Source organism: Leminorella grimontii ATCC 33999 = DSM 5078, assembly GCF_000439085.1.
GTDB lineage: Bacteria > Pseudomonadota > Gammaproteobacteria > Enterobacterales > Enterobacteriaceae > Leminorella > Leminorella grimontii.
The window spans coordinates 876,608-899,991 of sequence record NZ_AUUA01000001.1 but is presented as its reverse complement, the minus strand read 5'-3'; the positions used below and the strand labels follow the sequence as shown (position 1 = coordinate 899,991).

General features: G+C 51.7%; 21 protein-coding genes. 12 read left to right on the top strand and 9 right to left on the bottom strand.

Annotated elements, in window-relative coordinates; all coding sequences use genetic code 11:
- Positions 1–42 precede the first annotated feature (42 nt).
- The 3 genes from argS to pth all read right to left on the bottom strand — a co-directional run bounded on the left by argS (position 43) and on the right by pth (position 4,336).
- Positions 43–1,785 carry an arginine--tRNA ligase gene (argS, locus tag G544_RS0104065; RefSeq protein ID WP_027273405.1) on the bottom strand — a complete coding sequence of 581 codons (1,743 nt, stop codon included), beginning with the start codon at positions 1,783–1,785 and terminating at the stop codon, positions 43–45.
- Between the two features lie 258 nt (positions 1,786–2,043).
- On the bottom strand, positions 2,044–2,667 hold the full coding sequence (locus G544_RS0104060) for a RipA family octameric membrane protein (protein WP_444979800.1): 624 nt from the start codon (positions 2,665–2,667) through the stop codon (positions 2,044–2,046).
- Between the two features lie 1,078 nt (positions 2,668–3,745).
- On the bottom strand, positions 3,746–4,336 hold the full coding sequence (gene pth, locus G544_RS0104055) for an aminoacyl-tRNA hydrolase (RefSeq protein ID WP_027273403.1): 591 nt from the start codon (positions 4,334–4,336) through the stop codon (positions 3,746–3,748).
- Positions 4,337–4,638: 302 nt separating this feature from the next.
- On the opposite strand from pth, the gene ychH reads away from it, so the two are divergent.
- The gene (gene ychH / locus G544_RS0104050; RefSeq protein WP_027273402.1) at positions 4,639–4,911 is read left to right on the top strand and encodes a stress-induced protein YchH; all 273 of its coding nucleotides are present in this window, start codon (positions 4,639–4,641) and stop codon (positions 4,909–4,911) included.
- A 143-nt stretch (positions 4,912–5,054) separates the two neighbouring features.
- Here the strand turns inward: ychH and prs are convergent, their stop codons facing one another.
- From prs to lolB, 3 genes are all read right to left on the bottom strand, one after another.
- On the bottom strand, positions 5,055–6,002 hold the full coding sequence (prs, locus tag G544_RS0104045; protein ID WP_027273401.1) for a ribose-phosphate diphosphokinase: 948 nt from the start codon (positions 6,000–6,002) through the stop codon (positions 5,055–5,057).
- A 136-nt stretch (positions 6,003–6,138) separates the two neighbouring features.
- Positions 6,139–6,981 carry a 4-(cytidine 5'-diphospho)-2-C-methyl-D-erythritol kinase gene (gene ispE / locus G544_RS0104040; protein WP_027273400.1) on the bottom strand — a complete coding sequence of 281 codons (843 nt, stop codon included), beginning with the start codon at positions 6,979–6,981 and terminating at the stop codon, positions 6,139–6,141.
- Positions 6,978–7,601: a lipoprotein insertase outer membrane protein LolB gene (gene lolB, locus G544_RS0104035; RefSeq protein WP_036023144.1), complete on the bottom strand. Its 624-nt coding sequence runs from the start codon at positions 7,599–7,601 to the stop codon at positions 6,978–6,980. Before lolB ends, ispE begins: the two co-directional genes overlap by 4 nt.
- Positions 7,602–7,859: 258 nt before the next feature.
- Here lolB and hemA point away from each other — a divergent pair, with 258 nt between their 5' ends.
- The 7 genes from hemA to G544_RS0104000 all read left to right on the top strand — a co-directional run bounded on the left by hemA (position 7,860) and on the right by G544_RS0104000 (position 13,924).
- Positions 7,860–9,122 (top strand): glutamyl-tRNA reductase, encoded by a 1,263-nt coding sequence (gene hemA, locus G544_RS0104030; protein WP_027273398.1) that lies wholly within the window; start codon positions 7,860–7,862, stop codon positions 9,120–9,122.
- A 35-nt stretch (positions 9,123–9,157) separates the two neighbouring features.
- Positions 9,158–10,243, top strand: coding sequence for a peptide chain release factor 1 (prfA, locus tag G544_RS0104025; RefSeq protein WP_027273397.1), 1,086 nt, complete (start codon positions 9,158–9,160; stop codon positions 10,241–10,243).
- Between the two features lie 7 nt (positions 10,244–10,250).
- Positions 10,251–11,087 (top strand): peptide chain release factor N(5)-glutamine methyltransferase, encoded by an 837-nt coding sequence (gene prmC, locus G544_RS0104020; protein WP_027273396.1) that lies wholly within the window; start codon positions 10,251–10,253, stop codon positions 11,085–11,087.
- Between the two features lie 50 nt (positions 11,088–11,137).
- Entirely contained in the window at positions 11,138–11,530 is a 393-nt protein-coding gene (locus G544_RS0104015; protein ID WP_027273395.1) for a SirB2 family protein, read from the top strand.
- The gene (sirB1, locus tag G544_RS0104010) at positions 11,527–12,351 is read left to right on the top strand and encodes an invasion regulator SirB1 (RefSeq protein WP_027273394.1); all 825 of its coding nucleotides are present in this window, start codon (positions 11,527–11,529) and stop codon (positions 12,349–12,351) included. The genes G544_RS0104015 and sirB1 overlap by 4 nt, the downstream gene beginning before the upstream one ends.
- Positions 12,352–12,421: 70 nt before the next feature.
- On the top strand, positions 12,422–13,276 hold the full coding sequence (kdsA, locus tag G544_RS0104005) for a 3-deoxy-8-phosphooctulonate synthase (protein WP_027273393.1): 855 nt from the start codon (positions 12,422–12,424) through the stop codon (positions 13,274–13,276).
- A gap of 264 nt (positions 13,277–13,540) precedes the next feature.
- Entirely contained in the window at positions 13,541–13,924 is a 384-nt protein-coding gene (locus G544_RS0104000) for a DUF1090 domain-containing protein (RefSeq protein ID WP_161624104.1), read from the top strand.
- Positions 13,925–14,014: 90 nt separating this feature from the next.
- Here the strand turns inward: G544_RS0104000 and dauA are convergent, their stop codons facing one another.
- The gene (dauA, locus tag G544_RS0103995) at positions 14,015–15,706 is read right to left on the bottom strand and encodes a C4-dicarboxylic acid transporter DauA (protein ID WP_027273391.1); all 1,692 of its coding nucleotides are present in this window, start codon (positions 15,704–15,706) and stop codon (positions 14,015–14,017) included.
- Positions 15,707–16,529: 823 nt separating this feature from the next.
- Between dauA and G544_RS0103990 the strand changes: the two genes are divergently transcribed.
- The 3 genes from G544_RS0103990 to G544_RS0103980 are packed head-to-tail and all read left to right on the top strand — an operon-like array spanning position 16,530 to position 20,306.
- Positions 16,530–17,696, top strand: coding sequence for a polysaccharide export protein (locus G544_RS0103990; protein ID WP_051155553.1), 1,167 nt, complete (start codon positions 16,530–16,532; stop codon positions 17,694–17,696).
- The gene (locus G544_RS19905) at positions 17,693–18,175 is read left to right on the top strand and encodes an arsenate reductase/protein-tyrosine-phosphatase family protein (protein WP_051155552.1); all 483 of its coding nucleotides are present in this window, start codon (positions 17,693–17,695) and stop codon (positions 18,173–18,175) included. The genes G544_RS0103990 and G544_RS19905 overlap by 4 nt, the downstream gene beginning before the upstream one ends.
- Entirely contained in the window at positions 18,147–20,306 is a 2,160-nt protein-coding gene (locus G544_RS0103980; protein WP_027273389.1) for a polysaccharide biosynthesis tyrosine autokinase, read from the top strand. Before G544_RS19905 ends, G544_RS0103980 begins: the two co-directional genes overlap by 29 nt.
- A gap of 60 nt (positions 20,307–20,366) precedes the next feature.
- On the opposite strand, the gene eco is transcribed toward G544_RS0103980, so the two are convergent.
- Entirely contained in the window at positions 20,367–20,855 is a 489-nt protein-coding gene (gene eco, locus G544_RS0103975) for a serine protease inhibitor ecotin (protein ID WP_027273388.1), read from the bottom strand.
- 422 nt (positions 20,856–21,277) lie between these two features.
- Here eco and G544_RS0103970 point away from each other — a divergent pair, with 422 nt between their 5' ends.
- A complete protein-coding gene (locus tag G544_RS0103970; protein WP_166792013.1) occupies positions 21,278–22,501 on the top strand; it encodes an RtcB family protein in 1,224 nt (407 codons plus the stop codon).
- Between the two features lie 49 nt (positions 22,502–22,550).
- Here the strand turns inward: G544_RS0103970 and G544_RS0103965 are convergent, their stop codons facing one another.
- Entirely contained in the window at positions 22,551–23,333 is a 783-nt protein-coding gene (locus G544_RS0103965) for a sulfite exporter TauE/SafE family protein (protein ID WP_027273386.1), read from the bottom strand.
- Positions 23,334–23,384: the final 51 nt, after the last annotated feature.

The following is a 23,384-nucleotide window of genomic DNA, read 5'->3' as shown; positions in this document are numbered from 1 at the left end:
GGCGCCTCTCGGCGCCTTTGCTTTTTCGTTAATGGCTGAACGCTACATGCGCTCTACGGTTTGAATGCCGAGCGTGTCGAGCCCCTGTTTCAGCGTGCGTGCGGTGAGGGCGGCCAGCTTCAGGCGGCTTTGGCGAATCGCATCGCTGTCGGCGTTGAGAATCGGACAGTTTTCATAGAAGCTTGAATACAGCGTGGCGACGTCGTAGAGGTAGGCGCACATTACGTGAGGCGTACCTTCTTTTGCGACCGCATACAGCGTTTCTTCAAACTGCAGCAGCCGAACCGCTAGCGCTTTTTCGCGTTCGTCGGCAATGACCAGTTCGCCGCTGAGAGCATCTTCACTGATGCCCGCGCGCTTAAAGATAGACGCGGTGCGGGTGTAGGCATACTGCATGTAGGGCGCCGTGTTGCCTTCTAACGCCAGCATGATGTCCCAGTCGAAAACGTAGTCCGTGGTGCGGTTTTTGGAGAGGTCTGCGTATTTTACCGCGCCGATGCCCACCGCATTTATCACGTTGTTAAGTTCGTCTTCCGACATGTCCGGGTTTTTCTCTACAATGAGGTTACGCAGCTTGGCGTCCGCGTTTTCAATTGCCTCATCCAGCAGCTCGGAAAGCTTGATAGTTCCGCCCGAGCGGGTTTTAAACGGCTTGCCGTCCTTGCCCAACATCATGCCGAACATGTGGTGTTCAAGCGTAACGTTTTCCGGCACGTAGCCCGCTTTGCGAACGATCGTCCAAGCCTGCATCAGATGCTGATGCTGGCGCGAATCGATATAGTAGAGCACCCGGTCTGCGCCCAGCGTTTCGTAGCGGTATTTGGCGCAGGCGATGTCCGTTGTGGTATAGAGATAGCCGCCGTCATTTTTCTGGATGATGACGCCCATCGGGTCGCCGTCTTTATTTTTGAACTCATCCAGATAGACCACGGTGGCGCCTTCGCTTTCCACCGCCAGGCCTTTAGCCTTAAGGTCGGCAACGATGCCGGGCAGCATGGCGTTATAGATGCTCTCGCCCATAACGTCATCAACGGTTAGCGTGACGTTCAGGCGCTGATAGGTGGCAAGATTCTGCTGCATGGTGACGTCGACCAGCTTGCGCCACATCGTGCGGCAGTACTCATCGCCGCCCTGAAGCTTCACTACGTATTCGCGGGCGCGTTCGGCGAAAACCGGGTCGGAGTCATAGTGCTGTTTAGCCGAACGATAGAACGCTTCCAGATCGGAAAGCGTCATGTTGTCAGCGTGCTCGTTTTCCATCTTTTCCAGATAGGCGATAAGCATACCGAACTGAGTGCCCCAGTCGCCGACGTGGTTAGCGCGGATAACGTGATGGCCTAAAAACTCCAGCGTGCGGACTACGGCGTCGCCAATGATCGTTGAGCGCAGATGGCCTACGTGCATTTCTTTAGCAACGTTAGGGGCGGAGTAGTCAACGACGACGGTCTGCTTCTGGGCTGGCGTCACGTTCAGCCGGCTGCTTTGCAGCGCCCGTTCTGCATTTTCCGCCAACCACTGTGCGTCCAAAAAGATGTTAATAAAGCCCGGGCCGGCGATTTCAACGGTGCTGGCAATGCCAGAAAGGGAAAGATGCGATAACACTCGCTCGGCGAGCTGGCGAGGAGGGAGTCCCATCTGTTTTGCAACGGCCATAATGCCGTTTGCCTGATAATCGCCAAACTGAGGTTTTGCAGACTGGCGTACGTGGGCTTCGCAGTTTTCCTGCGCGCCTGCGGCAATCATCGCCTGCGTTATTTTTTCTGATAAGAGTGCCTGTATATTCACCGGATTACCTTATTACAGCGTCATGTTGTTTATCGCTAAGCCAATAGAGGGGATTAGTCCGTTGGGCGCAACGACAAAAGCGGCAGAGAATAAAAATCGCCTGCTTCACAATAAAAAAGAAACCGCAGAATGATACCCGATCTTGATTGCGGAGTCAGCTTTCCTGCTGTTCATCGAACGGGAATATGGCTATAGGCTTATAGAGCAAGGGTGGGAAAGAGGCTTGAAAAGGGCTAAAAGGAGGGCATAACGGGGCGTTCAGTTCTGTTGGTTTTGGCCGTTTTTATACTGTAGGGCGATATCGAGTTCTCGGTTGTCGATCTCCGCATCATCTTTTGATGAGAACATGCACATAAAGACGTTAAGCGCGATAGAGAGGAAAACCATAATAAGGAAAGGTATGCACAGAAAAAGGGTGTTAGCCAGCGAAAGGGAAACGCCGTTGACGTAAACGAAGTAGTAGAAAAATTTCAGCAGCGAGATAACGGGAAGAATGCACCAGAACACGAAAAAGACCACGTTGAGCATTCTGTTAAGGAGGAATGAGTCATTGAGGCTGTGGGGCGCCTGTATTCCGCTTATCATCCTTATGGGCTTTTTAGTGCAGGATGCAAGCTGGTTTTCAAGGCCTCTAACGTGCGCATACCAGCTTTTATGCCAGTGGATGTTGTTGGCCGTAACGCGATACCAAGCGTGAGAAATCGTAATTCCCATGATGGAAACGATCATTTCAATGAAGTAGGTTATCAGCGTTGGCGTAGTAAAGAAGACGATGCCAAAGAAAAGCGTGACGACGGCGCTGGCGCCCAAGAAAAACATGCAACGACGCCAATATGATTGGGCCTCAACCTTCTTCATATTGTGAGCGTGTTTTAATGACATTCTGGTCAGGTGGCATAAATCACTGCACACGTGTGCACCATCCGATTTATGCACTTCATCACTGCGTACGTGCATATTCATCTATCATCCATTATAGATTTACTTCTCACAGCTTACCGCAACGGGCGTTGAGACACAATGCTGGAAGTAAAAAATAGTGCATAAAAAGGGCACGAATAACCCATCCTATTATGAATAGTAACAAATAAGTTAGGATTCAGGCATGGGCTGAAATTAAATTAGGGTTACTGAGTTGTTGTGCGTATTTTACTTTAAAAAACTAAGGGTAAGAGAAACTGTCTTTACTTTGTATAAGTGTTGTGATTTGGCTTTTTGCCTTAGTTTTACCCCTATTTTTTATGTTAAACCCTTACCTTTCTCTTAAACGTAATTTTGTTTAATTTGTTGAACTATATGTATTTTATTGTGTGTTTTGAGTTCAATGGAAGCATTTGTCATTAGTTTTGTCGAGATCTGATAGAGACTCTGTTTGATGCAGGGCTGCGCATTTTTTTGTGGGGGATATGGCAAATTTTCCAGCGTAGAGATTAATGGATGGTACTTGAATTTATCGGGTTAGCGAAGAAATTCATATTTATTTATTGTATTAAAAGCGTTTTTATTCTCTATCCTAAATGACCGGGTGAGAAATACCTTTTTGTAACCTTTAATTTTTATTTACTTAATTTTTGTCATTCCATAATTATTAAAAAATTATAACAGAAAGATATATTTTGGTTAGTAATGACATTTTTATCAATATTAATGTTTTCATTGAGTTAACGACAGGCCAGGCTACGAGTGCACGTTCACGAAGGAAGCGCGCATTACCGTCAGTTAGGAGAATGCAAGCAAATGAGGGGGGGACTCGTTAGCACAAACACTCTTTCGACGAGGGATTTTAGAAAAGATTGGCGCACGAGCTATCGAGGGAGATGAATTTTTGGCAGTCGGAAAACCGTTGATGGCTTTAACTCAAAAATCAGAATGTTGCCGCACGCTAGGTGGTGCTAATTTACCGTAACATCAAGGGGGGCGATGCGAAAACCGTCAGCCGGGACTGACGGCTGAGCTATCGCTATGCGCCAGCCTTAAAGGCATGGAGCCGGTTCATCGCTTTAGTGACGTCTTCTTTTATTAATATATCCGTACAGCGTACGGCTTCGTCAATGGCGTCGTCTATCAGCGACTGTTCTGAGGCCGGCGGTTTTCCTAATACAAACCCTGTGACCTTGTTTTTATCCCCAGGGTGGCCGATACCAATGCGTAAACGGTAAAAATCGGGGTTGTTCCCTAGCTTATTGGCGATGTCTTTTAGCCCGTTATGTCCACCGTTGCCGCCGCCTAGCTTAAGTTTGGCGACGCCGGGGGGGAGATCGAGCTCGTCGTGGGCAACCAGAATTTCCTGAGGCGAAATGCGGAAGAAACCTGCCATGGCGACAACGGCTTTACCGCTCAGGTTCATGAAGGTGGTGGGAACCAACAGTCGAACGTCCTGGCCGCCAATGCTAAGGCGGGAAGTATAACCAAAAAACTTGGGCTCTTCCTTTAGCGGTTGGTTATAGCGATCGGCCAATAAATCAACGAACCAGGCTCCGGCGTTATGTCGCGTCTGGGCGTATTCGGCACCGGGGTTCGCCAGGCCAACAATCAGTTTAATGCTGCTCACAGTCAGTATCCAAATCAACGCATATCGGGCTTTCTAGCGCTAGCCCGAAATTGAAAACAGAGTAGGGGACTATTCTACCGTTCTTGGGGGGAATCACAAAATAGTGCGTTTGGGCGCAGACTTAAGGAATGAAGTTGAGAATATTGAAGAACCGTCAGGTTTTTTGTGAAATGTAAGGAAATTGTAAGTGTTAATGTCCGAGCTGTGATCGCACCCACACATTTACTGCCCCCCGCTGTTATACTCATAGCAAAGGTAAGCAGCTTAATAATTACTTCAGCAAGCACTTGGTGGAGGAGCTTATGAAACGGAAAACCTTCGTTATTCTAGGTAACATCTTTATGGTCTTCGGCCTTATTTTCATGATTTGTGGCGCGGGCCTGACGATCGTCTCTCACGTAAAAGACATCGCCTTGCTGTCAGGCGATTTAGCAAACCTTCCCATCGCAGGTATCTTTATCGGCGCCTTTATTTGGCTGGTCGGCGCACGCATTAGCGGGCGCGAGAAAGTGGCCGACCGCTACTGGTGGATTAAGCACTACGATAACCGCCGCTATCGCCATAAGCATCTGTAAATTCGCGCGATAGGGCACAGAGAACCGGAAAGATGACGTAAAGGCAAAGTTTGCCGGAAAAAGAGATTTTCCGTTTTAATTTCTGCAAATAAAAAACCCGGGAGCGTTTGCTTCCGGGTTTTTACATTTCAGCAGGTTCGAAATTAATGTTCGAACATGGCGGAAATGGACTCTTCGTTGCTAATGCGGCGAATGGCTTCAGCCAGCATGCCGGAAAGCGTCAGCGAGCGAACCTTGTTGATAGCCTTGATTTCGGCTGACAGCGGGATCGTATCGCAAACGACGACTTCATCAATCACTGAGTTCTTGATGTTGTCGACGGCGTTGCCGGAGAAGATCGGGTGCGTCGCGTAGGCGAATACGCGCTTGGCTCCGCGCTCTTTTAAGGCTTCAGCCGCTTTGCACAGGGTTCCACCGGTATCGATCATATCGTCAACCAGAACGCAGTCGCGGCCATTGACGTCGCCGATGATGTGCATCACCTGAGAGACGTTGGCGCGAGGGCGGCGCTTGTCGATGATGGCCATGTCGGTATCGTTAAGCAGCTTGGCGATAGCGCGAGCGCGAACGACGCCGCCGATGTCCGGAGATACGACAATAGGGCTTTCCAGATTCTGCTGCAGCATATCTTCCAACAGGATTGGGCTGCCGAAAACGTTATCAACCGGAACGTCAAAGAAGCCCTGGATTTGCTCGGCGTGCAGGTCGACGGTTAAAACGCGGTCGACGCCGACGCTGGAAAGGAAATCCGCAACGACTTTGGCCGTAATAGGCACGCGGGCGGAACGTACGCGACGATCCTGACGAGCGTAGCCAAAGTAAGGAATAACCGCAGTGATACGCCCAGCAGAAGCGCGGCGCAGCGCGTCGACCATAACGACCAGTTCCATCAGGTTATCGTTGGTCGGCGCACAGGTGGATTGAATAATAAAAATATCACCACCGCGGACGTTTTCGTTGATTTGAACGCTCACTTCACCGTCACTAAAACGGCCTACAGCGGCGTCACCCAGAGAAGTATAAAGACGATTGGCTACACGTTGTGCTAGTTCCGGCGTAGCGTTACCAGCAAAGAGCTTCATGTCAGGCACGAGAAGAACCTCAGGCTTGCATCCAGAAAGATACCGACAGCGTGGATAGGTGACGGTATACGATAAATTTGAGACCGCAAAATGCGGTAAACAGGGCCGACTCCAAATAGCTTTGTTTACCGCATCAGCGCGGCGCTCACTCTTGCCCTGACAGGAACGACGCTAGTGGCGAAACGTTAACGCCTCGCGCAATAAAGCCGTGCAACCATTCAGGGGCTTGTTGTAACACGCGTTGGGCGGCGGCTTCAGTATCGAACTCGGCAAATACGCAAGCACCTGTCCCTGTGAGGCGTGACGGCGCATATTCTAACAGCCAAGAAATAAGCTGTTCAACCTCGGGGAACCTTTTTCTTGCGATTGGTTCACAATCGTTGAAAAAAGGCGAAGATAACAGCGTTTCGAGATCTCTTTCAGGCGTATTCCTCTGTAGCTCCGGGTCGGTAAAAATGGCTACGGTAGGGATAGTTACGCCAGGATGAGCGACCAGATACCACTTTTCCTGAGGCTCAACCGGCGTAAAGCGTTCTCCGACGCCCTCTGCAAACGCGGCGTGGCCGTAGATAAAAATGGGCACGTCGGCGCCGAGCGTCAGCCCGATTCGGCAAAGCTCATCCTGCGACAGCCCGCAGCGCCACAGGTGATTAAGCGCGACCAGCACTGTCGCCGCATTTGACGATCCTCCGCCCAGGCCTCCGCCCATTGGCAGACGCTTGTCGACGGAGATATCCGCTCCCAGAGCGCTGCCGGTATGCCGCTGGAGCAGCCGGGCGGCGCGCACTATCAGATTTTGGTCGTCAGGGACGTTGGCGATGGGCGTCATCAAATTTACGCGGCCGTCCTGACGAACGTTAAAGCTCAGCGTGTCGCCATAGTCTAAAAACTGAAACAGCGTCTGCAGCGAATGATAGCCGTCGGAGCGACGGCCAGTAATATATAGGAACAGATTCAGCTTGGCGGGAGAGGGCCACTTGTTCATCATTGCCGCGTCCAGTCGTCCATTTTCAGCTTAATGCGCTCATCGCCGTGGGAAATTTCGATCAGACCGGGGAGGGCCGGTTGGGCTTTTGTATCATAGTTTCGATATTCCACGGTCCAACGTTGGCCGTTTTGGTCAAGCGTAATCTTTTTTAGCTGCCCCTCTGGCGTGAAGGTGAGGTCTTTAGCGTCGGCGGGCAGGCCAATCATCCACTGGCGCATGTTTTCAAGAGGAATGGTCATACCGGTTAGCTCGAAAATCATCTTTTCGGCATTATCGCTGACGTAGCGCTGTCCCTTGTCGTCAACCAGTTGAACCATCCCCGGTTGAACGTTAAGCTCCATCACGGTATTTCCCAATGGATTGGTTAACACCAGTCGATACTGTTCGGGGGTTTGCTGCTGCCAGAAGAAACGCGCATAAAGCTTCTGGCTGTCGGTCAGATAGGCGAAAGCGCCGCGCGTTTGGTATTGCGTCAAGGCCTTGACCTGCTGTTCATGGGATTGCCACAGGGGAGACGCACCGCTTTGCTCGCCAGTGCCCGTCAGCGTACAGGCGGTCAGCAGCACGCTGGCTAGCGGAATGAGCTTAATGAACGAGGAAGTTCGTAAAGGTGTCTTCATGATGTCGTCAGATCCTGTCGATGGTGAATTACCGCCTCTATGCGGTAGAGTGGTGTAACGCTAATCGGCTGCGAGCCAAACGTCAACGACGATCTTACTTAGGCAGTATAGAATGAACAGGCGGCGCTACATTTTTTACGCCGCTTTTTGCGATTTGCCTTCGTGGTAATGCGCGACTTTTATTGACAGTCAGCATCAAGTAGAATATCTCATTAAGATAACGGTTTGACCGTCGATATATAATAAAAACGGCAGTTCATGACGCTTCTTGCACTTGGAATCAATCACAAAACCGCGCCAGTGTCCTTAAGAGAACGAATTTCGTTTTCTCCGGACACGCTGGGCGAGGCGCTCGATAGCCTGCACCAACAGCCGTTGGTGCAGGGCGGCGTCGTGCTGTCTACCTGCAACCGAACCGAGCTGTATTTAAGCGTTGAGCCCGATGACAACGCGCTTTCTCAGCTAACCCACTGGCTGTGTCAATATCATCATCTGACTAAGGACGAGCTGGCGGGCAGCCTCTACTGGCACCAGGACTTTGACGCCGTCAGCCACCTGATGCGCGTTGCCAGCGGGTTGGATTCTTTAGTGTTAGGCGAACCGCAGATTTTAGGCCAGGTAAAAAAGGCCTTTGCCGAATCGCAGGAACATCAAAAGCTGAATACCGAACTTGAGCGCCTGTTTCAGAAGTCGTTCTCCGTCGCCAAGCGCGTCAGGACAGAAACCGAAATTGGTTCAAGCGCGGTTTCCGTCGCCTTTGCCGCCTGTACGCTGGCGCGCCAGATTTTTGAGTCGATGCGCGACGTCAACGTTCTGCTTGTGGGAGCGGGAGAGACTATTGAGCTGGTTGCCCGCTATCTGCGCGAGCATCAGGTTAAGAAAATGACGATAGCGAACCGCACTCGCGAGCGGGCGCAGCAGCTGGCCGATGAAGTTGAGGCCGACGTCATCACGCTGCCGGAAATCGATGCGTCTCTGTATAAAGCCGATATTGTGATAAGTTCGACCGCGAGCCCGCTGCCGATAATCGGTAAAGGCATGGTGGAGCGTTCTTTAAAAGCGCGCCGCAATCAGCCGATGCTGTTTATTGATATCGCCGTGCCTCGGGACATTGAGCCGGAAGTCGGCAAGCTTTCGAACGTCTATCTGTATACGGTTGACGACTTGCACTCCATTATCGAACATAATCTTTCTCAGCGCCGGGCCGCGGCCGTTCAGGCAGAAGACATCGTTAAGCAGGAAAGCGCCAACTTTATGGCCTGGATGCGTTCTCAGTCGGCCGTCACGGCGATTAAAGACTACCGCGCGATGGCGGAAGGCGTGCGCGAAGAGCTGGTTGAAAAGGCTCTGACCGCGATAGCCCAGGGTGCCGACGTAGAAAGCACTATTGAGACATTGTCCCATCGATTAACCAATCGTCTTATCCACGCACCAACCAAATCGCTTCAGAAAGCCGCCAGCAGCGGCGATCTTGAGCAGTTAAACGTATTGCGCGACAGCCTCGGGCTGGACCAGTATTAGTGACCTTCAATATTTACCATAGGGTTTAGCCACGAATGAAACCTTCTATAGTTGCCAAACTAGAAGCTTTACAGGAGCGCCATGAAGAAGTGCAGGCGCATTTAGGCGATGCGACCGTGATCGCCGATCAGGAACGGTTTCGTGCACTTTCTCGCGAGTATGCCCAGTTAGGGGACGTTACCGCCTGTTTTCGCCAGTGGCGTAAAGTTCAGGAAGATCTGAGCGCAGCAGAACTCATGCTGACTGACCCCGAAATGAAAGAGATGGCTCAGGAAGAGATAGACGAAGGGCAGCGTCAGCTTGAAGAACTCGAGCAGCAGCTTCAGGTTCTGCTGTTGCCAAAAGATCCGGACGACGAGCGCAACTGCTTTCTGGAAGTGCGCGCCGGAACCGGCGGCGACGAGGCGGCTATTTTTGCCGGCGATTTGTTTAGAATGTACAGCCGCTATGCGGAAGCTCGGCGCTGGCGCATCGAGGTGATGAGCGCCAACGACGGCGAACACGGCGGCTATAAAGAAGTTATCGCAAAAGTTTCCGGCGATGGCGTATACGGCCACCTCAAGTTCGAGTCGGGCGGCCACCGCGTGCAGCGGGTGCCGGAAACGGAGTCTCAGGGCCGCATTCACACGTCGGCCTGTACGGTCGCCATCATGCCTGAAGTACCAGAGGCGGAGCTGCCGGAAATCAACCCGACCGATTTGAAAATAGACACCTTCCGCTCCTCCGGCGCGGGCGGGCAGCACGTCAACACCACCGATTCCGCCATCCGAATCACCCACTTGCCGACCGGCATCGTCGTCGAATGTCAGGACGAGCGCTCGCAGCATAAAAACAAGGCCAAAGCGCTGTCGGTGCTGGGAGCGCGAATTCGTCAGGCGGAAATGCAAAAGCGCCAGTCGGAAGAGGCGTCTACGCGCCGCAACCTGCTGGGTTCAGGCGACCGTTCCGATCGTATCAGAACCTATAACTTCCCACAGGGACGGGTGACCGATCACCGAATCAATTTGACCCTCTATCGCCTCGACGAAGTGATGGAAGGCAAGCTCGATATGTTGATTCAGCCTATCGTTCAGGAATATCAGGCCGATCAGCTGGCGGCGCTGTCCGAGCTGGACGCCTAATCCCGCTATGACTTTTAATCAATGGCTGGAACAGGCTATCGCCCGGCTGAAGGGCGGCGATAGCCCGAAACGGGATGCAGAAATTATCCTCGGCTTCGTTACGGGTAAAACGAGAACGTTTCTGATGGCGTTTAGCGAAACGGCGATTGAGCCAACGGCATTGACCCAGTTGGAAAGCCTGCTCGTGCGTAGAATAGCCGGAGAGCCGATAGCCTACCTGGTGGGTTCGAGAGAGTTTTGGTCCCTTATGCTGAACGTGTCGCCTGCAACGCTTATTCCCAGGCCCGATACGGAAAGGTTGGTTGAACTGACTTTGGAACATCTTCCTACGGTGGAGTGCGATATTCTCGATCTCGGGACCGGGACCGGCGCGATCGCTCTGGCTTTGGGCAGTGAACGTCCGGACAGTTCCGTCACCGGCATCGATCTTCAACCCGCCGCCATCGCGCTGGCGCAGGACAATGCAGAACGTTTGGGTATTGATAACGTTCATTTTGTTCAGGGAAACTGGTTTGAGCCGCTTAGCGAATGCTATTTTGATGCTATCGTCAGCAATCCTCCCTATATCGACAGAAACGACCCTCACCTTCAGCAGGGCGACGTACGCTTTGAGCCCAGCAGCGCGCTGGTGGCGGAGCAGGACGGCCTGGCGGACTTGCTGTGGATTGTTCAGAATGCGCCCGATTACCTCAAGCAGGGGGGATGGCTTTTGGTAGAACACGGCTGGGAGCAGGGAGAAAAGGTAAGAACGCTGTTTAAGCAGCGGGGATTTGATCTTATCGCAACGCATCAGGACTACGGCGGTAACGATCGCGTTACGCTCGGGCGCTGGTTCAGTCATTAACACATTCTAAGGCGGCTTGCTGCGGCCGGCCGTTTAGCGGAGACGCATTTATGTACCTGTGGGTTAAATGGCTACACGTTGCGACAGCCATTGTTAGCATTGCCATGTTCGCTCTGCGTTTCTACTGGCGATGGAGGGGATCGGCGCTGCTTGCGCGTAAGTGGGTAAAAGTTCTTCCCCACGTTAACGATACGGTGCTGTTTATTACCGGAATTGCGCTGGTTTTTATTACCCACTTTTATCCGTTTACGCCGCAGGGAACGTGGATGACTGAAAAGCTTGTCGGCGTGATAATCTACATTGGCTTAGGGCATATTGCGCTGAGTCGGCGTACAATGGGCCAAGCGCTGCGCGTGACGGCCTTTATGGCCGCGCTGCTTGTTGTTTATTTCATTGTAGCCCTGGCAGTGACCAAATTGCCGTTAATCATGGAGTATGCATGAGTCGCGACAACATTACCGATTTTGAATTTAACAGCCACGCTTTACTGGACGGAATTTGCCTCATTACGCGGCTTATTCGCGATGACTTTCCGGAAGATGAAGTGCGCCGCGAGCTGGATGCCTTGGCAGCTCAGGCCCGGGTTCGCATACCGGAAAATCTTGACGTCGATCTCCGGCTTGAAAGGCTTTTAGATCTGTTTTACCACACGTGGGATTTCGGGTCCGCCGAGGGCGTTTATCGCCTGTCAGAAACGCTTTGGTTAGACCACGTACTAAAAACGCGGTGCGGCGCGCCGTCTTCGCTGGGGACTATCCTCATTTACATTGCCAACAGCCTGGATATTCCCCTTTTCCCCGTCATGTTTCCGACGCAGCTGCTGGTGAAGGCCGACTGGCTGGACGGCGATAGCTGGGTGATTAATCCGCTTAATGGCGAAACGTTAACCTGTCACGTTTTAGACATTTGGCTCAAAGGGCATCTTGGCATCGACGCAAAGCTGGCCTATGACGATCTGAACGATTCGGAAAACAGTCAAATCGTCATTAAGCTGTTGGGAACGCTGAAGGGCGCGCTGATGCAGGAAAACCGGCCCGAATTGGCATTGAGAGCGAGTGAGCTGACGCTGAGTTTTGATCCGGAAGACCCTTATGAAATTCGCGATCGCGGGTTGATTTACGCACAGTTGGACTGCAATCACATTGCCGCTCGCGATTTGAACTATTTCATCGAACAGTGCCCGGAAGATCCGGTGACGGAAGTGATTAAAATGCAGCTCAGCAGTATTGAGCAGACGAACAACGGCAACATCACGCTCCATTAATAAATAATGAGGCGCAGCCCGGCGGCATAGCTGCGGCATAACGTTGATTAATAACTAAGGAACCTACCGAATGAATCAGAAAGTAGTGAATATTGGCGAGATTAAGGTTGCGAACGATCTACCGTTCGTTCTGTTTGGCGGCATGAACGTATTGGAGTCTCGCGATTTGGCGATGCGCATTTGCGAACACTACGTGACCGTAACGCAAAAACTCGGCATTCCTTACGTCTTTAAGGCCTCCTTCGATAAGGCCAATCGCTCATCAATTCACTCTTATCGCGGCCCGGGCCTGGAAGAGGGAATGAAAATTTTCCAGGAGCTTAAGCAGACGTTCGGCGTCAAGGTCATCACTGACGTTCATGAATCTGCACAGGCTCAGCCGGTAGCGGACGTGGTTGACGTCATTCAGCTGCCCGCGTTTCTGGCTCGCCAGACGGATTTGGTTGAAGCTATGGCGCGTACGGGCGCCGTGATTAACGTTAAAAAGCCTCAGTTCGTCAGCCCGGGTCAGGTTGGCAACATCGTCGACAAGTTTAAAGAAGGCGGCAACGACAAGATTATCCTGTGCGATCGCGGCAGCAACTTTGGCTATGACAACCTGGTTGTAGACATGCTGGGTTTTAACGTGATGAAGCAGGTGAGCGGCAACAGTCCGGTTATCTTTGACGTGACCCACGCGCTACAGTGCCGCGATCCGTTCGGCGCCGCTTCCGGCGGGCGTCGCGCGCAGGTGACGGAGCTGGCCCGTGCGGGAATGGCGGTTGGCCTGGCGGGCCTGTTTATCGAGGCCCATCCGGATCCGGCCCACGCTAAGTGTGACGGTCCGTCGGCGTTGCCGCTGAATAAACTGGAACCGTTCCTTAAGCAAATAAAGGCGATTGACGACCTGGTTAAAAGTTTCGATGAGCTGGACACCAGCTGTTAATGTGAAATACCGTTAATAACCATCAAGGGAGCCAACCGAGCTCCCTTTTTTATTTCAATAGGGATAAAACGCTTTTGATTTAATATTATTTCAAATAACAACAATATTTATAATTACATGATTTATCTGTTTTTTATCTATATCATCAGGAATCTTTCAGGATATGTTACGTAATGTTTCCTCCGATTGTGTGGTTATTTTTGCATGATAAGATGCCGGCGTTCTCGATATTTGAGAATGCGATTTATGCTTAGGGAGAGCATTATGTTTAAGAAATTTATTTTAATTTTACCGCTTATGGCTTCATCAGCCGCCGTCGTTGCGGGAAGTCACTACGAAGGTAAAGACCACTGTCAAATAAAGAAAGAGAAGATCGCTCAGCAGATGGAGTATGCCCGGCAGTATAACAATCCGTACCGCCTGGCGGGGCTGGAGCGCGCGATGCGTAACGTAGAGGCTCACTGCAATAGCGGTGAATACCGCGTAAATCAAGAGGAAAAGGTTGCAAACAAGGAGCGTAAGGTCGCAGAGCGCCGGGTTGAACTGGCTGAAGCCCAGGCGTCCGGCAAGCCGGAGAAGATAGCCAATAAAACGCGTAAATTAAAAGAAGCGGAAGCTGAGCTCGATGAAGCATTGAGCCTGCTGTAAATAGAAAGCCCCGTAGGAAAAACGGGGCATATGGACAATCATAGCGTCGGCTATAGGCCGCCCTGCCGTTGATACAGGGTTATTTCGAGCTTATCGCTTAGCCGCCGCCAGCGCTTCATCCAAAGATGAATAGAATGAAAGCCGCCCGTCGACAGGCTTAATCTTCGCCCTTGCCAGCGTTTTGAGCGGCTGATACTGAATATCGCAGTTAATCAGCTCAACGCCTTCCGGCAGAACGTCAATGAAACGCTGTAGTGCGTTAAGGCCGCCGGCATCCAAAACCGGCACGGCATCCCACTGTAAAACAATCGTCTTTTGACCGTCTAAACGTTGAGTCAATTCGTTAAAAATGCGCTCCGCCGCGGCGAAGAACAGCGGGCCGCTTACGCGCATCGCGATGCAGCTATCGTCGCTGCCGCCTTTAATTTCCGTCAAGCGCGTCATGCGGGCGATGCGTCTCATAAATAAAAGCGAGGCGAGCACGATACCAACGGTGATAGCGATTACCATATCAAACAGTACCGTGAGCGACATGCATAAAAGCATAACGATGATGTCGTCTTTCGGCGCGCGCCTTAGGATATCAACCACCTTGTGCGCTTCACTCATGTTCCAGGCCACCAGCAGCAGCAGGGATGACATCGCGGCCAACGGCAGATAGGAAAGCGCCGGCGCCAGCACCAGCAGCGCCAAAATCACCAAAACCGAGTGTACGACGGCCGAAATGGGGGAGGTGGCGCCAGCGCGGACGTTGGCGGCGGAACGCGCTATTGCAGCAGTAGCCGTGATGCCGCCGAAGAAGGGTGCCGCGATGTTGCCTAGCCCTTGCCCTAACAGTTCGCTGTTTGAGTGGTGTTTTCTGCCCGTCATGCCGTCAAGAACGACGGCGCACAGCAGAGATTCAATGGCGCCAAGCATCGCCATTGAAAAAGCGGCAGGCAGCAGGGCGGAAATCGTAGACCAGTTCAGCACGAAGGGCTGGCCGGAGGCGTCGGGGAAGTTCCAAGGCAGAACGAACTGGGGCAGGATGGGAGGGATCCCCTGACCGCTGGAGCCGTCCGGCATCAGGTAGTGAAACTTCGAGCCAATGGTAGCGACGGAATAGCCGGCCCATGAAAGAATGGCCATGACGGCGGTGCCGGCCAGCAGAGCGGGAAGATGCCCAGGAACGCGCAGCCCCAACCTTGGCCACAAAATCAGAACGGCCAGCGTGACGCTGGCGATAAGCGTATCGGCCCAGCTGATAGTCGGGAGCGCCGATGCCAGAGCGATGACTTTATCGACATAGTGTTCGGGAACGTCTACCGTGAGCCCGAAAAAGTCCTTTATCTGCATCGTCGCGATGGTGATACCGATACCGGAGGTAAATCCCAGCGTAACGGAAATGGGGATATACTCAATGAGCCGCCCGACGCGAGCGAGCCCCATAATAATAAGGAAAACGCCGGACATCAGCGTGGCGATAAGCAACCCAGACAGGCCAAACTGCTGTGATACGGGATAGAGGATCACGACAAAGGCGGCCGTAGGTCCGGACACGCTATAGCGAGAGCCCCCCGTGACGGCGATAATTATGCCGGCAACCGCAGAGGTATACAGCCCGTACTGCGGGGGAACGCCGCTGGCGATCGCCAGCGCCATAGCCAAGGGGATTGCGATAATGCCGACGGTAATGCCGGCGATAATGTCTTTGAAAAAACGTTGAATTGTATAGGGATCGCGCCAACAGGCGTCAATTAATGCACTAAACGGCCGAACGCCGTTCATTCCATGCGTTTTCATCTGGGGATAACCTAACCATCTCAAAAATAAAAAATGGCGGGACTTAATCGCCCGTCGTAATTTAACCCCGATACCATACTCTCTTTAATAGCCTCTTGCATGGTGATATATCAATTTATTTGTCAATGTCTATGTAGAGTTGTACTGCTTTTATGCGGAAAAAAGAGTGTTAAAAACGGGCGGCGAGTGAGTGGTCATTTTGTTTATTTTTAACATTTCATTAAATAATTAAGGCGGATGGCGTGTTGGTACAAGGTCAATAATAAATAGCAGGACGGTTATCTAATTATTATCGATGGATAATAGTGAAATTCAGTTTGCCTATGATTAAATAATAGGCGTAATAACCCGTTGACGATTTAGTGGTTATATAAATATTTTATTATGATTACTTTGAAAACTTTTGGTTGTTCTAAGCAATAATTATCTATTATTATGCTGAGTTTCTTTATTTCCTATTTCTCTATCTCTCTATTTTTTGACGGTTCGTGATTAAATTAAAGTTTCCAATGAGTGAATAAGTAGTGCGTTTTTCATGACGACGGGGACCTTGTGTAAGCCAATGCAAGTGAGAGCGGCTTTTAACAGGAGGGCTCTTGTAACGCTTTGGCCTTGGGCATTTAGCGGCAGTATGCATAGGCTGGCGCTTAGCTATTTATACTATCTCTATTAAATTATTATTGAGGAAGGTAGATCCTTAGGATTACCTTCAGATAAATGCCTCTATCCACATCCGTTATTAAATGATACTTTGATTATTAATAACGCCGTTGAAAATAACCCTGTTAATTAAAATTGGTTAATGGTTGTTGAGAAGCTATGTATGGATAAAGTTTTTCTTATCTTTAATAAGTCAGTAAGCAACAAACATGGGATAGTAAAATTCTTTTACGTAACTATATTTATTCTTTTATTAAACGCTTGCACCGTTACGCCCGGCCAGGAATTAAGCCATTCGGCGGAGGAGCCGAATGAAGAATATGACTGGAAAAATCTGATTAGCGTATATTCCATTACTCCTGACGTTATAGAAGCGTTACGGCCTGAACCGATTATATCTCGCCAAAACCCTGATTTGGACGGTTTGTTAAGCCGTTATCGATATCAAATCGGCGTTGGCGACGTGCTTATGGTAACGGTTTGGGATCACCCTGAACTCACCACTCCGGCCGGTCAGTACCGCAGCGCCAGCGATACGGGGAACTGGGTAAATGAGGACGGCGCCATTTTTTATCCCTATGCCGGGTTGGTGAAGGTGGCTGGAAAAACGATCGGCGAAGTTCGCACGGTGCTGACGACGCGCCTGTCCAAGTTTATTGAAAACCCTCAGGTTGACGTCAGCATTGCGGCATTTCGCTCCCAGAAGGCTTACGTAACGGGAGAGGTTGCCAAATCGGGGCAGCAGCCCATCACCAATATCCCGCTCACGGTTATGGATGCGATTAACGCAGCCGGAGGGCTGGCGGAAGATGCCGACTGGCGCAACGTCGTGCTGACGCACGACGGACAGGATTCGGTTATTTCTCTGCACGCGCTAATGCAAAAAGGCGATTTGACTCAAAATCGCCTGCTTTATCCCGGCGATATCCTGTTTGTTCCGCGTAACGATGACCAGAAAGTGTTCGTTATGGGAGAAGTCGGTAAGCAGACCACCATGAAAATGGACCGCAGCGGTATGACGCTGGCGGAGGCCATCGGCAACGCTCAGGGGATTTCTCAGTCGCTTTCCGACGCGTCGGGCATTTTTGTTATACGCCAGCTTAAAGGCGACGAAGAGGGAAAGATCGCCAGTATCTACCAGCTTGATGCCAAAGACGCTGCGGCCATGATCATGGCTACGGAGTTTTATCTAAAGCCTTACGACGTCGTCTTTGTTACCGCCGCTCCAATCGTGCGCTGGAATCGCGTTATTACCCAACTGGTGCCAACGATTACCGGCATTCACGATCTCTCTGAAGCCGCGCGCATGATTAGGAACTGGCCACAATGACATTTGATTCTGTATTGGTGGTCTGTACAGGAAACGTTTGTCGCTCGCCTATTGGCGAACGGCTTTTGCGCCGCCGCCTTCCGGGCAAGTTTATTGCTTCAGCAGGTATCGCCGCCATGGCTGACTTCCCAGCAGATCCTCAGGCGTTGAGCGTTGCCCAAGAGTATGGGCTGTCCCTCGAAGGGCACTTTGCCCGACAGTTAACGCCGAGGCTGATTAGGGACTATGACCTTATTCTAGTGATGGAGAGGCGGCATATTGAGGCCATAAGCGATACCGCTCCGGAGGCGAGGGGGAGAACGCTGCTTTTTTCACAGTGGGTGGACAAAAGGGATATACCGGATCCCTACCGCCGTGACCGAGAGGCTTTCCACTATGTGTATCGCTTGCTCGACAGCGCCGGCGAACGCTGGAGTAATAAACTTGGATATAGAAAGGTAGATGTTGATTATGTCAACCGAAGCGACCACCAGGCTTGAGCCTCCCTTTTCACAGGAAATTGACCTCGTCGCCCTGATTGCGACGCTGGCGGAACGTTGGATTTTCATCTTTTGCGTTACGGCGGCTTTCGTCGCTGGCGCCGTTTTGTACGCGCTGATGGCCACGCCCGTTTATCGAGCGGATGCGCTGGTTCAGGTGGAACAAAGGCAGGACAGCGTAATTCTTAAAAACCTTAACCAGATGTTTTCCGACGGGCAGGTTTCCGCCGCGCCGGATATTCAGATCCTGCAGTCCAGAATGATTCTGGGCCAAACGGTAGACGACCTTAACCTGCGCTACGAGGTGAGGCCGGACTATTTCCCTCTATGGGGTAAAGGCTGGGCGAAGCTTATGGGGAAACGCGCGGGAACGTTGAGCGTAAGCTATTTGCGGCTGCCTGATGAGCAGGAGTCCGTGCTCAAGATTGACGTGAACGCTGAGCAAAAAGGTAGCTATCGCCTGCGGTTTAACGGCGTCGAGCTGGAAGGGCGCGTCGGTGAGCTTGTGGAAAGCGGCGGCGTCGGCATTAACGTTGCTTCTATCGACGTTCAGGAAAGTACGGTCTTTAACGTAGCGTACTTGACCCGTCAGGAGGCTATCCATCGGCTTCAGCAACAGTTTGTCGTTACCGATCGAGGGAAAGACAGCGGAATGCTGCAGCTGGCATTGACGGGGGAAGAGCCGGGCCGGATCGAAACTATCCTTAACAGCATTATGGATAACTATCTGACTCAGAGCATCGCCCGCCAGGCCGCGAGAGACTCGAAAAGCCTGAGTTTTTTACAGCAGCTGCTGCCCAGAGTGCGCAGCGAGCTCGATGCGGCCGAGGATAAGCTCAACCAATATCGACAGCAGAAGGACTCCGTTGACCTGAATCTGGAGGCGCAGTCAGTTCTGGCCCAGACGGTAAACATTGAAAATCAGCTCAACGAGTTGACCTTTCGCGAAGCGGAAATAGCGCAGCTCTATAAAAAGAACCATCCGGCCTATAAGTCGCTGATGGAAAAAAAGCTGACGCTGGAGCAGGAAAAACAGAGGCTGAATGAGCGCGTTTCCGCCATGCCGGCGACGCAGCAGGAGGTGTTACGCCTAAGCCGGGACGTAGAGTCGGGGCGCGCTATTTACATGCAGCTGCTAAAGCGCCAACAGGAACTCAATATCGCTAAATCCAGCGCGATTGGTAACGTGAGGATTATTGATTCCGCCTTATCCTACCCGGCGCCGATACGGCCCAAGAAGGCTTTAGTGGTCGCGCTTGGATTTATCATGGGGCTGGTCGTTTCCGCTGGCATTGTCTTGATGCGCATGGTTTTGAATAAGGGGATTGAGTCGCCGGAGCAGCTAGAGGAAAGGGGGATTAACGTGTACGCCAGCGTTCCTTTCTCTGACATAGTAAAAAAGAAAGAGCCGCGCCGTCATCGATGGTTTATGCGAAAAGCAAAGGTGGGCAACTTGCCGCCTCGCGGCCTGTTGGCCGCGACTCACCCCTTGGATCTTTCCATTGAGGCTATTCGTGGATTACGCACCAGCCTTCATTTTGCCATGATAGAGGCGCGCAACGGCGTGCTGATGATTTCTGGCTTAACGCCGGAGTGCGGCAAGACGTTCATTAGCAGCAACCTGGCAGCGAGCGTGGCATTAGCGGGAAAAAAAGTACTCTATATTGATGCCGACATGAGGAAAGGATATGCGCATACTCTCTTCAACGTGGGCAATGGCGTGGGGCTTTCTGACGTTCTGTCGGGGAAGTGTGTGCTGGATGCGGTACTACAGCACATTGAGCCCGGAGGATTTGACTTTATTTCTCGCGGGCAAACGCCGCCGAATCCGTCAGAACTTCTTATGCTCGGCGGTCTTGAGAGCTTATTGCGGCAGGTTGGTGAACGCTATGACATCGTCATCGTCGATACCCCGCCCGTTTTGCCGGTAACGGATTCGGCCATTATCGGGCGATTCGCGGGAACAACGCTGCTGGTGGCGCGTTTTGGCGTAAATACGATAAAAGAGGTTGAAGCCGGCATTGGTCGACTTACTCAAAGCGGCGTTGAGGTGAAAGGAATAATTTTGAACGGCGTTATCAAGAAAAAAAGCGACTATTACAAATACAGCTATAGTGTGAATGCGAATTAGGCCGTCGCCTTGCCATCATAAATGCGGCGACTGTCCATAGGAGCAGTCGCCGCAGAGGAGTTACTTCACCTCGGCAGGCGTAACGGCGACTTCAGCGGACCAAACGCGATAGCGAACGTCGATGTCCTTGGGCACATAAACGACGATGGGCAGCTTGCTGTTATAGCTAATGAGATCGCTGCCAAGAGGGATAGTAACGAATTCTTTATGCTTTACCCCATCCGGGCAAGCCATCATTGTGGCAACGGGGCCTTTGACGTCATTAACGACGTAGTAACTATATCCCCAACCCTTGAGATCTTTTGACTCAAGCTTACCGCCGAGGGCGTGACGGTTACAGTCAACGTCCATTTCTTTACCGATAAGCAGCTCAACCTTCAAGCCGTTTTCGTGCTTCATTTCCGGAAGAAAAATGGCGTAACGGGTTTGGCCCTTTTGTGCATCGGGATAGGGCGCAACTTCGCTAAGCGCAGGCGTTTTTGACGCCGCAAGAGCCAAGGGGCTGGCGATGCTCAACGCCAGGGCGATGGCCGGAAGCCGTGTATTCATTTTCTCTTTCCTTATAACGGGTAAATAACGAAGGCTATTATAGGTGCAGAAAGCGTTGGATTCTACGCGGGTTTTTTCAGGTAGTGTAAATATGGGGTGAGTAGGGCGATAATGAGCATATACAAAAAGATATAAAGTTATCTAAAAAGATAAAAATCCAATAACTAATCTGCTGCGGTAGCTCTTGGTATTCGTGGTTGTTTAATTAAAATCATTTATAAATCAATTAATTATTTTTAATTGGCCGGAATTGGCACGATTATGGCTATAGGATAAAGCGTCTGCAGAGCGTACCGATAGAGGACAAAGGTCACCTAGTACGTCGCCGCATATTGAGTGAGAGAAAAATCCACCTTGCTTGAGCTTAAAGCGTTGGTTAAGGGAATGCGTAACCGATGCGATAATAAATAAAAGGAAAAATGATGAAACCCGCTATTGATGTTATCAACGTAGAACACGGACGTCCGGTAAAAATGTGGACCAAGGGCGTTCCCGTTGAAGAAGAGGCGAAGCGTCAGCTAGAAAATACGGCCAAAATGCCGTTTGTGTTTAAACATATCGCCGTGATGCCCGACGTACACTTGGGAAAAGGCTCCACGATTGGGTCCGTTATTCCGACCGTCGGCGCCATTATTCCCGCCGCAGTGGGGGTGGATATCGGCTGCGGTATGATGGCGGCGAAGACCTCGCTTCACGCCAGCGACCTGCCGGACAGCCTGGCCGCGCTGCGTGACGCCATTGAAAAGGCCGTACCGCACGGACGTTCCTATACTCGCTCTAAGCGTGATAAGGGGGCATGGGGTAACGTACCCGATGCGATAGATAAGATTTGGGCCGGGCTGGACCCGGACTTCCAGCGAATCGTCGATAAGTACCCCAAGCTTCGCAACAGTAACCACCGCGTTCACTTGGGAACGCTGGGAACCGGCAACCACTTTATTGAAGTTTGCCTGGATGAGAATCAGGCGGTGTGGATTATGCTGCATTCGGGATCGCGCGGCGTAGGAAACGCTATCGGCAACGTGTTTATTGAACTGGCTAAAAAGGACATGCAGCGCTACTTCATTAATCTTCCCCATCAGGATCTCGCCTATCTGGTCGAGGGAAGCGAACACTATGACGACTACGTGTTTGCCGTCGACTGGGCGCAGCGTTTCGCTCGCCTGAACCGCGAAGCCATGATGAACAGCGTGATTGCCGCGGTGAGAGCAGTGATTGCCAAGCCGTTTACGTTAGAAATGGAAGCGGTGAACTGCCACCATAACTACGTACAGAAAGAACACCACTTTGGTCAGGACGTGCTGGTAACCCGTAAAGGCGCGGTGAGCGCTAAGGCGGGAGAATTGGGAATTATTCCCGGCTCTATGGGGGCTCGGTCCTTTATCGTTCGCGGAAAGGGAAACCCGGAATCCTTCTGTTCATGCAGCCACGGCGCGGGGCGAACCATGAGCCGTACGGAGGCAAAACGCCGCTTTTCGCTGGAAGACCAGATTGAAGCGACGGTGGGCGTGGAGTGCCGTAAGGATCTTGACGTGATTGACGAAATCCCAATGGCCTATAAGGACATCGACGCCGTGATGGCGGCACAGTCCGAGCTGGTTGAGATTGTTCATACGCTAAAGCAGGTGGTTTGCGTAAAAGGCTAAAGGAACAAAAGCCTAAAAGGCGCGCGGCGGGCGAAGGCTCGCCGCATTTTTATATCATGCGATAAAGCATCGTTGCGGCGCTGGTCACGATAAAGGCAAAAGTGACCCATTGGAACGTTTTTTCCGATACGGTTTTTAAGAGATAGCGGGCCAGGGGCAGGCTGAGAATGGAGCCCACGCTCAATATCAGCGCCAGCTGTACATCGGTATAGCCGCCCTGGCCGTAGGCAAAGGCCGACGCACCGGACAGCAGCATCGTGACGAAGACCGACGTGCCTATCGAGCGCTTAATGTCCATACGGGCAAACCTCATTAGCAGCGGGAGCATGACGACGCCGCCGCCGACGCCCGTTGCGCCAATCGTTATGCCCGCACAGGTTCCGGGGACGATGAACTGACTCAGTCTGCCCGGCTGGCGCGCGCTTTGAACGGCCATCCGGTCAGGGTGGAACATCCGGGTGCAGAAGATAAAAAGCGAAAGGGCGATGGCGATAACGACCAGCGAATTGATTCCCCATTGAACGTGGGCGTACCATGCGTCAACGTCGGCGAGCAGGGTAATGCCGTAGCTTGCCAACAGCGTGCTAGGCAGCATGATAAGCAATATCACCATTGAAGGTTTTAGCGGAATATTGCCCAATCGGAAGTGTACCCAGCTTGATGAAAGCTTCATCAGCATCGACATCAGGTTTGCGGTCGCCACGGCGCTCAGCGTGTCCATGCCGAACATCCAGGTCAGTACGGGTAAAACCAGAATTCCTCCGCCGACGCCGGTCGTGGTGATGACCAGCCCTAGCAGCGCGCCTATCAGCAGCTTGGTTAACAGCGCCAGTAGCAGCGTCATTGCGCATTTCCCTTCCAGGCTTGAGCCGATCTTTTTTCT

What these genes read in the sequence shown, in the direction of transcription:
- prmC (WP_027273396.1), top strand. Translation starts at nt 10,251, where the DNA reads ATGACTTTTAATCAATGGCTGGAACAGGCTATCGCCCGGCTGAAGGGC.
- hemA (WP_027273398.1), top strand. Translation starts at nt 7,860, where the DNA reads ATGACGCTTCTTGCACTTGGAATCAATCACAAAACCGCGCCAGTGTCC.
- G544_RS0103980 (WP_027273389.1), top strand. Translation starts at nt 18,147, where the DNA reads ATGTCAACCGAAGCGACCACCAGGCTTGAGCCTCCCTTTTCACAGGAA.
- kdsA (WP_027273393.1), top strand. Translation starts at nt 12,422, where the DNA reads ATGAATCAGAAAGTAGTGAATATTGGCGAGATTAAGGTTGCGAACGAT.
- G544_RS19905 (WP_051155552.1), top strand. Translation starts at nt 17,693, where the DNA reads ATGACATTTGATTCTGTATTGGTGGTCTGTACAGGAAACGTTTGTCGC.
- ychH (WP_027273402.1), top strand. Translation starts at nt 4,639, where the DNA reads ATGAAACGGAAAACCTTCGTTATTCTAGGTAACATCTTTATGGTCTTC.
- sirB1 (WP_027273394.1), top strand. Translation starts at nt 11,527, where the DNA reads ATGAGTCGCGACAACATTACCGATTTTGAATTTAACAGCCACGCTTTA.
- ispE (WP_027273400.1), bottom strand. Translation starts at nt 6,981, where the DNA reads ATGATGAACAAGTGGCCCTCTCCCGCCAAGCTGAATCTGTTCCTATAT.
- eco (WP_027273388.1), bottom strand. Translation starts at nt 20,855, where the DNA reads ATGAATACACGGCTTCCGGCCATCGCCCTGGCGTTGAGCATCGCCAGC.
- prfA (WP_027273397.1), top strand. Translation starts at nt 9,158, where the DNA reads ATGAAACCTTCTATAGTTGCCAAACTAGAAGCTTTACAGGAGCGCCAT.
- G544_RS0104000 (WP_161624104.1), top strand. Translation starts at nt 13,541, where the DNA reads ATGTTTAAGAAATTTATTTTAATTTTACCGCTTATGGCTTCATCAGCC.
- G544_RS0104015 (WP_027273395.1), top strand. Translation starts at nt 11,138, where the DNA reads ATGTACCTGTGGGTTAAATGGCTACACGTTGCGACAGCCATTGTTAGC.
- dauA (WP_027273391.1), bottom strand. Translation starts at nt 15,706, where the DNA reads ATGAAAACGCATGGAATGAACGGCGTTCGGCCGTTTAGTGCATTAATT.
- lolB (WP_036023144.1), bottom strand. Translation starts at nt 7,601, where the DNA reads ATGAAGACACCTTTACGAACTTCCTCGTTCATTAAGCTCATTCCGCTA.
- G544_RS0103990 (WP_051155553.1), top strand. Translation starts at nt 16,530, where the DNA reads ATGGATAAAGTTTTTCTTATCTTTAATAAGTCAGTAAGCAACAAACAT.
- G544_RS0104060 (WP_444979800.1), bottom strand. Translation starts at nt 2,667, where the DNA reads ATGTCATTAAAACACGCTCACAATATGAAGAAGGTTGAGGCCCAATCA.
- G544_RS0103970 (WP_166792013.1), top strand. Translation starts at nt 21,278, where the DNA reads ATGAAACCCGCTATTGATGTTATCAACGTAGAACACGGACGTCCGGTA.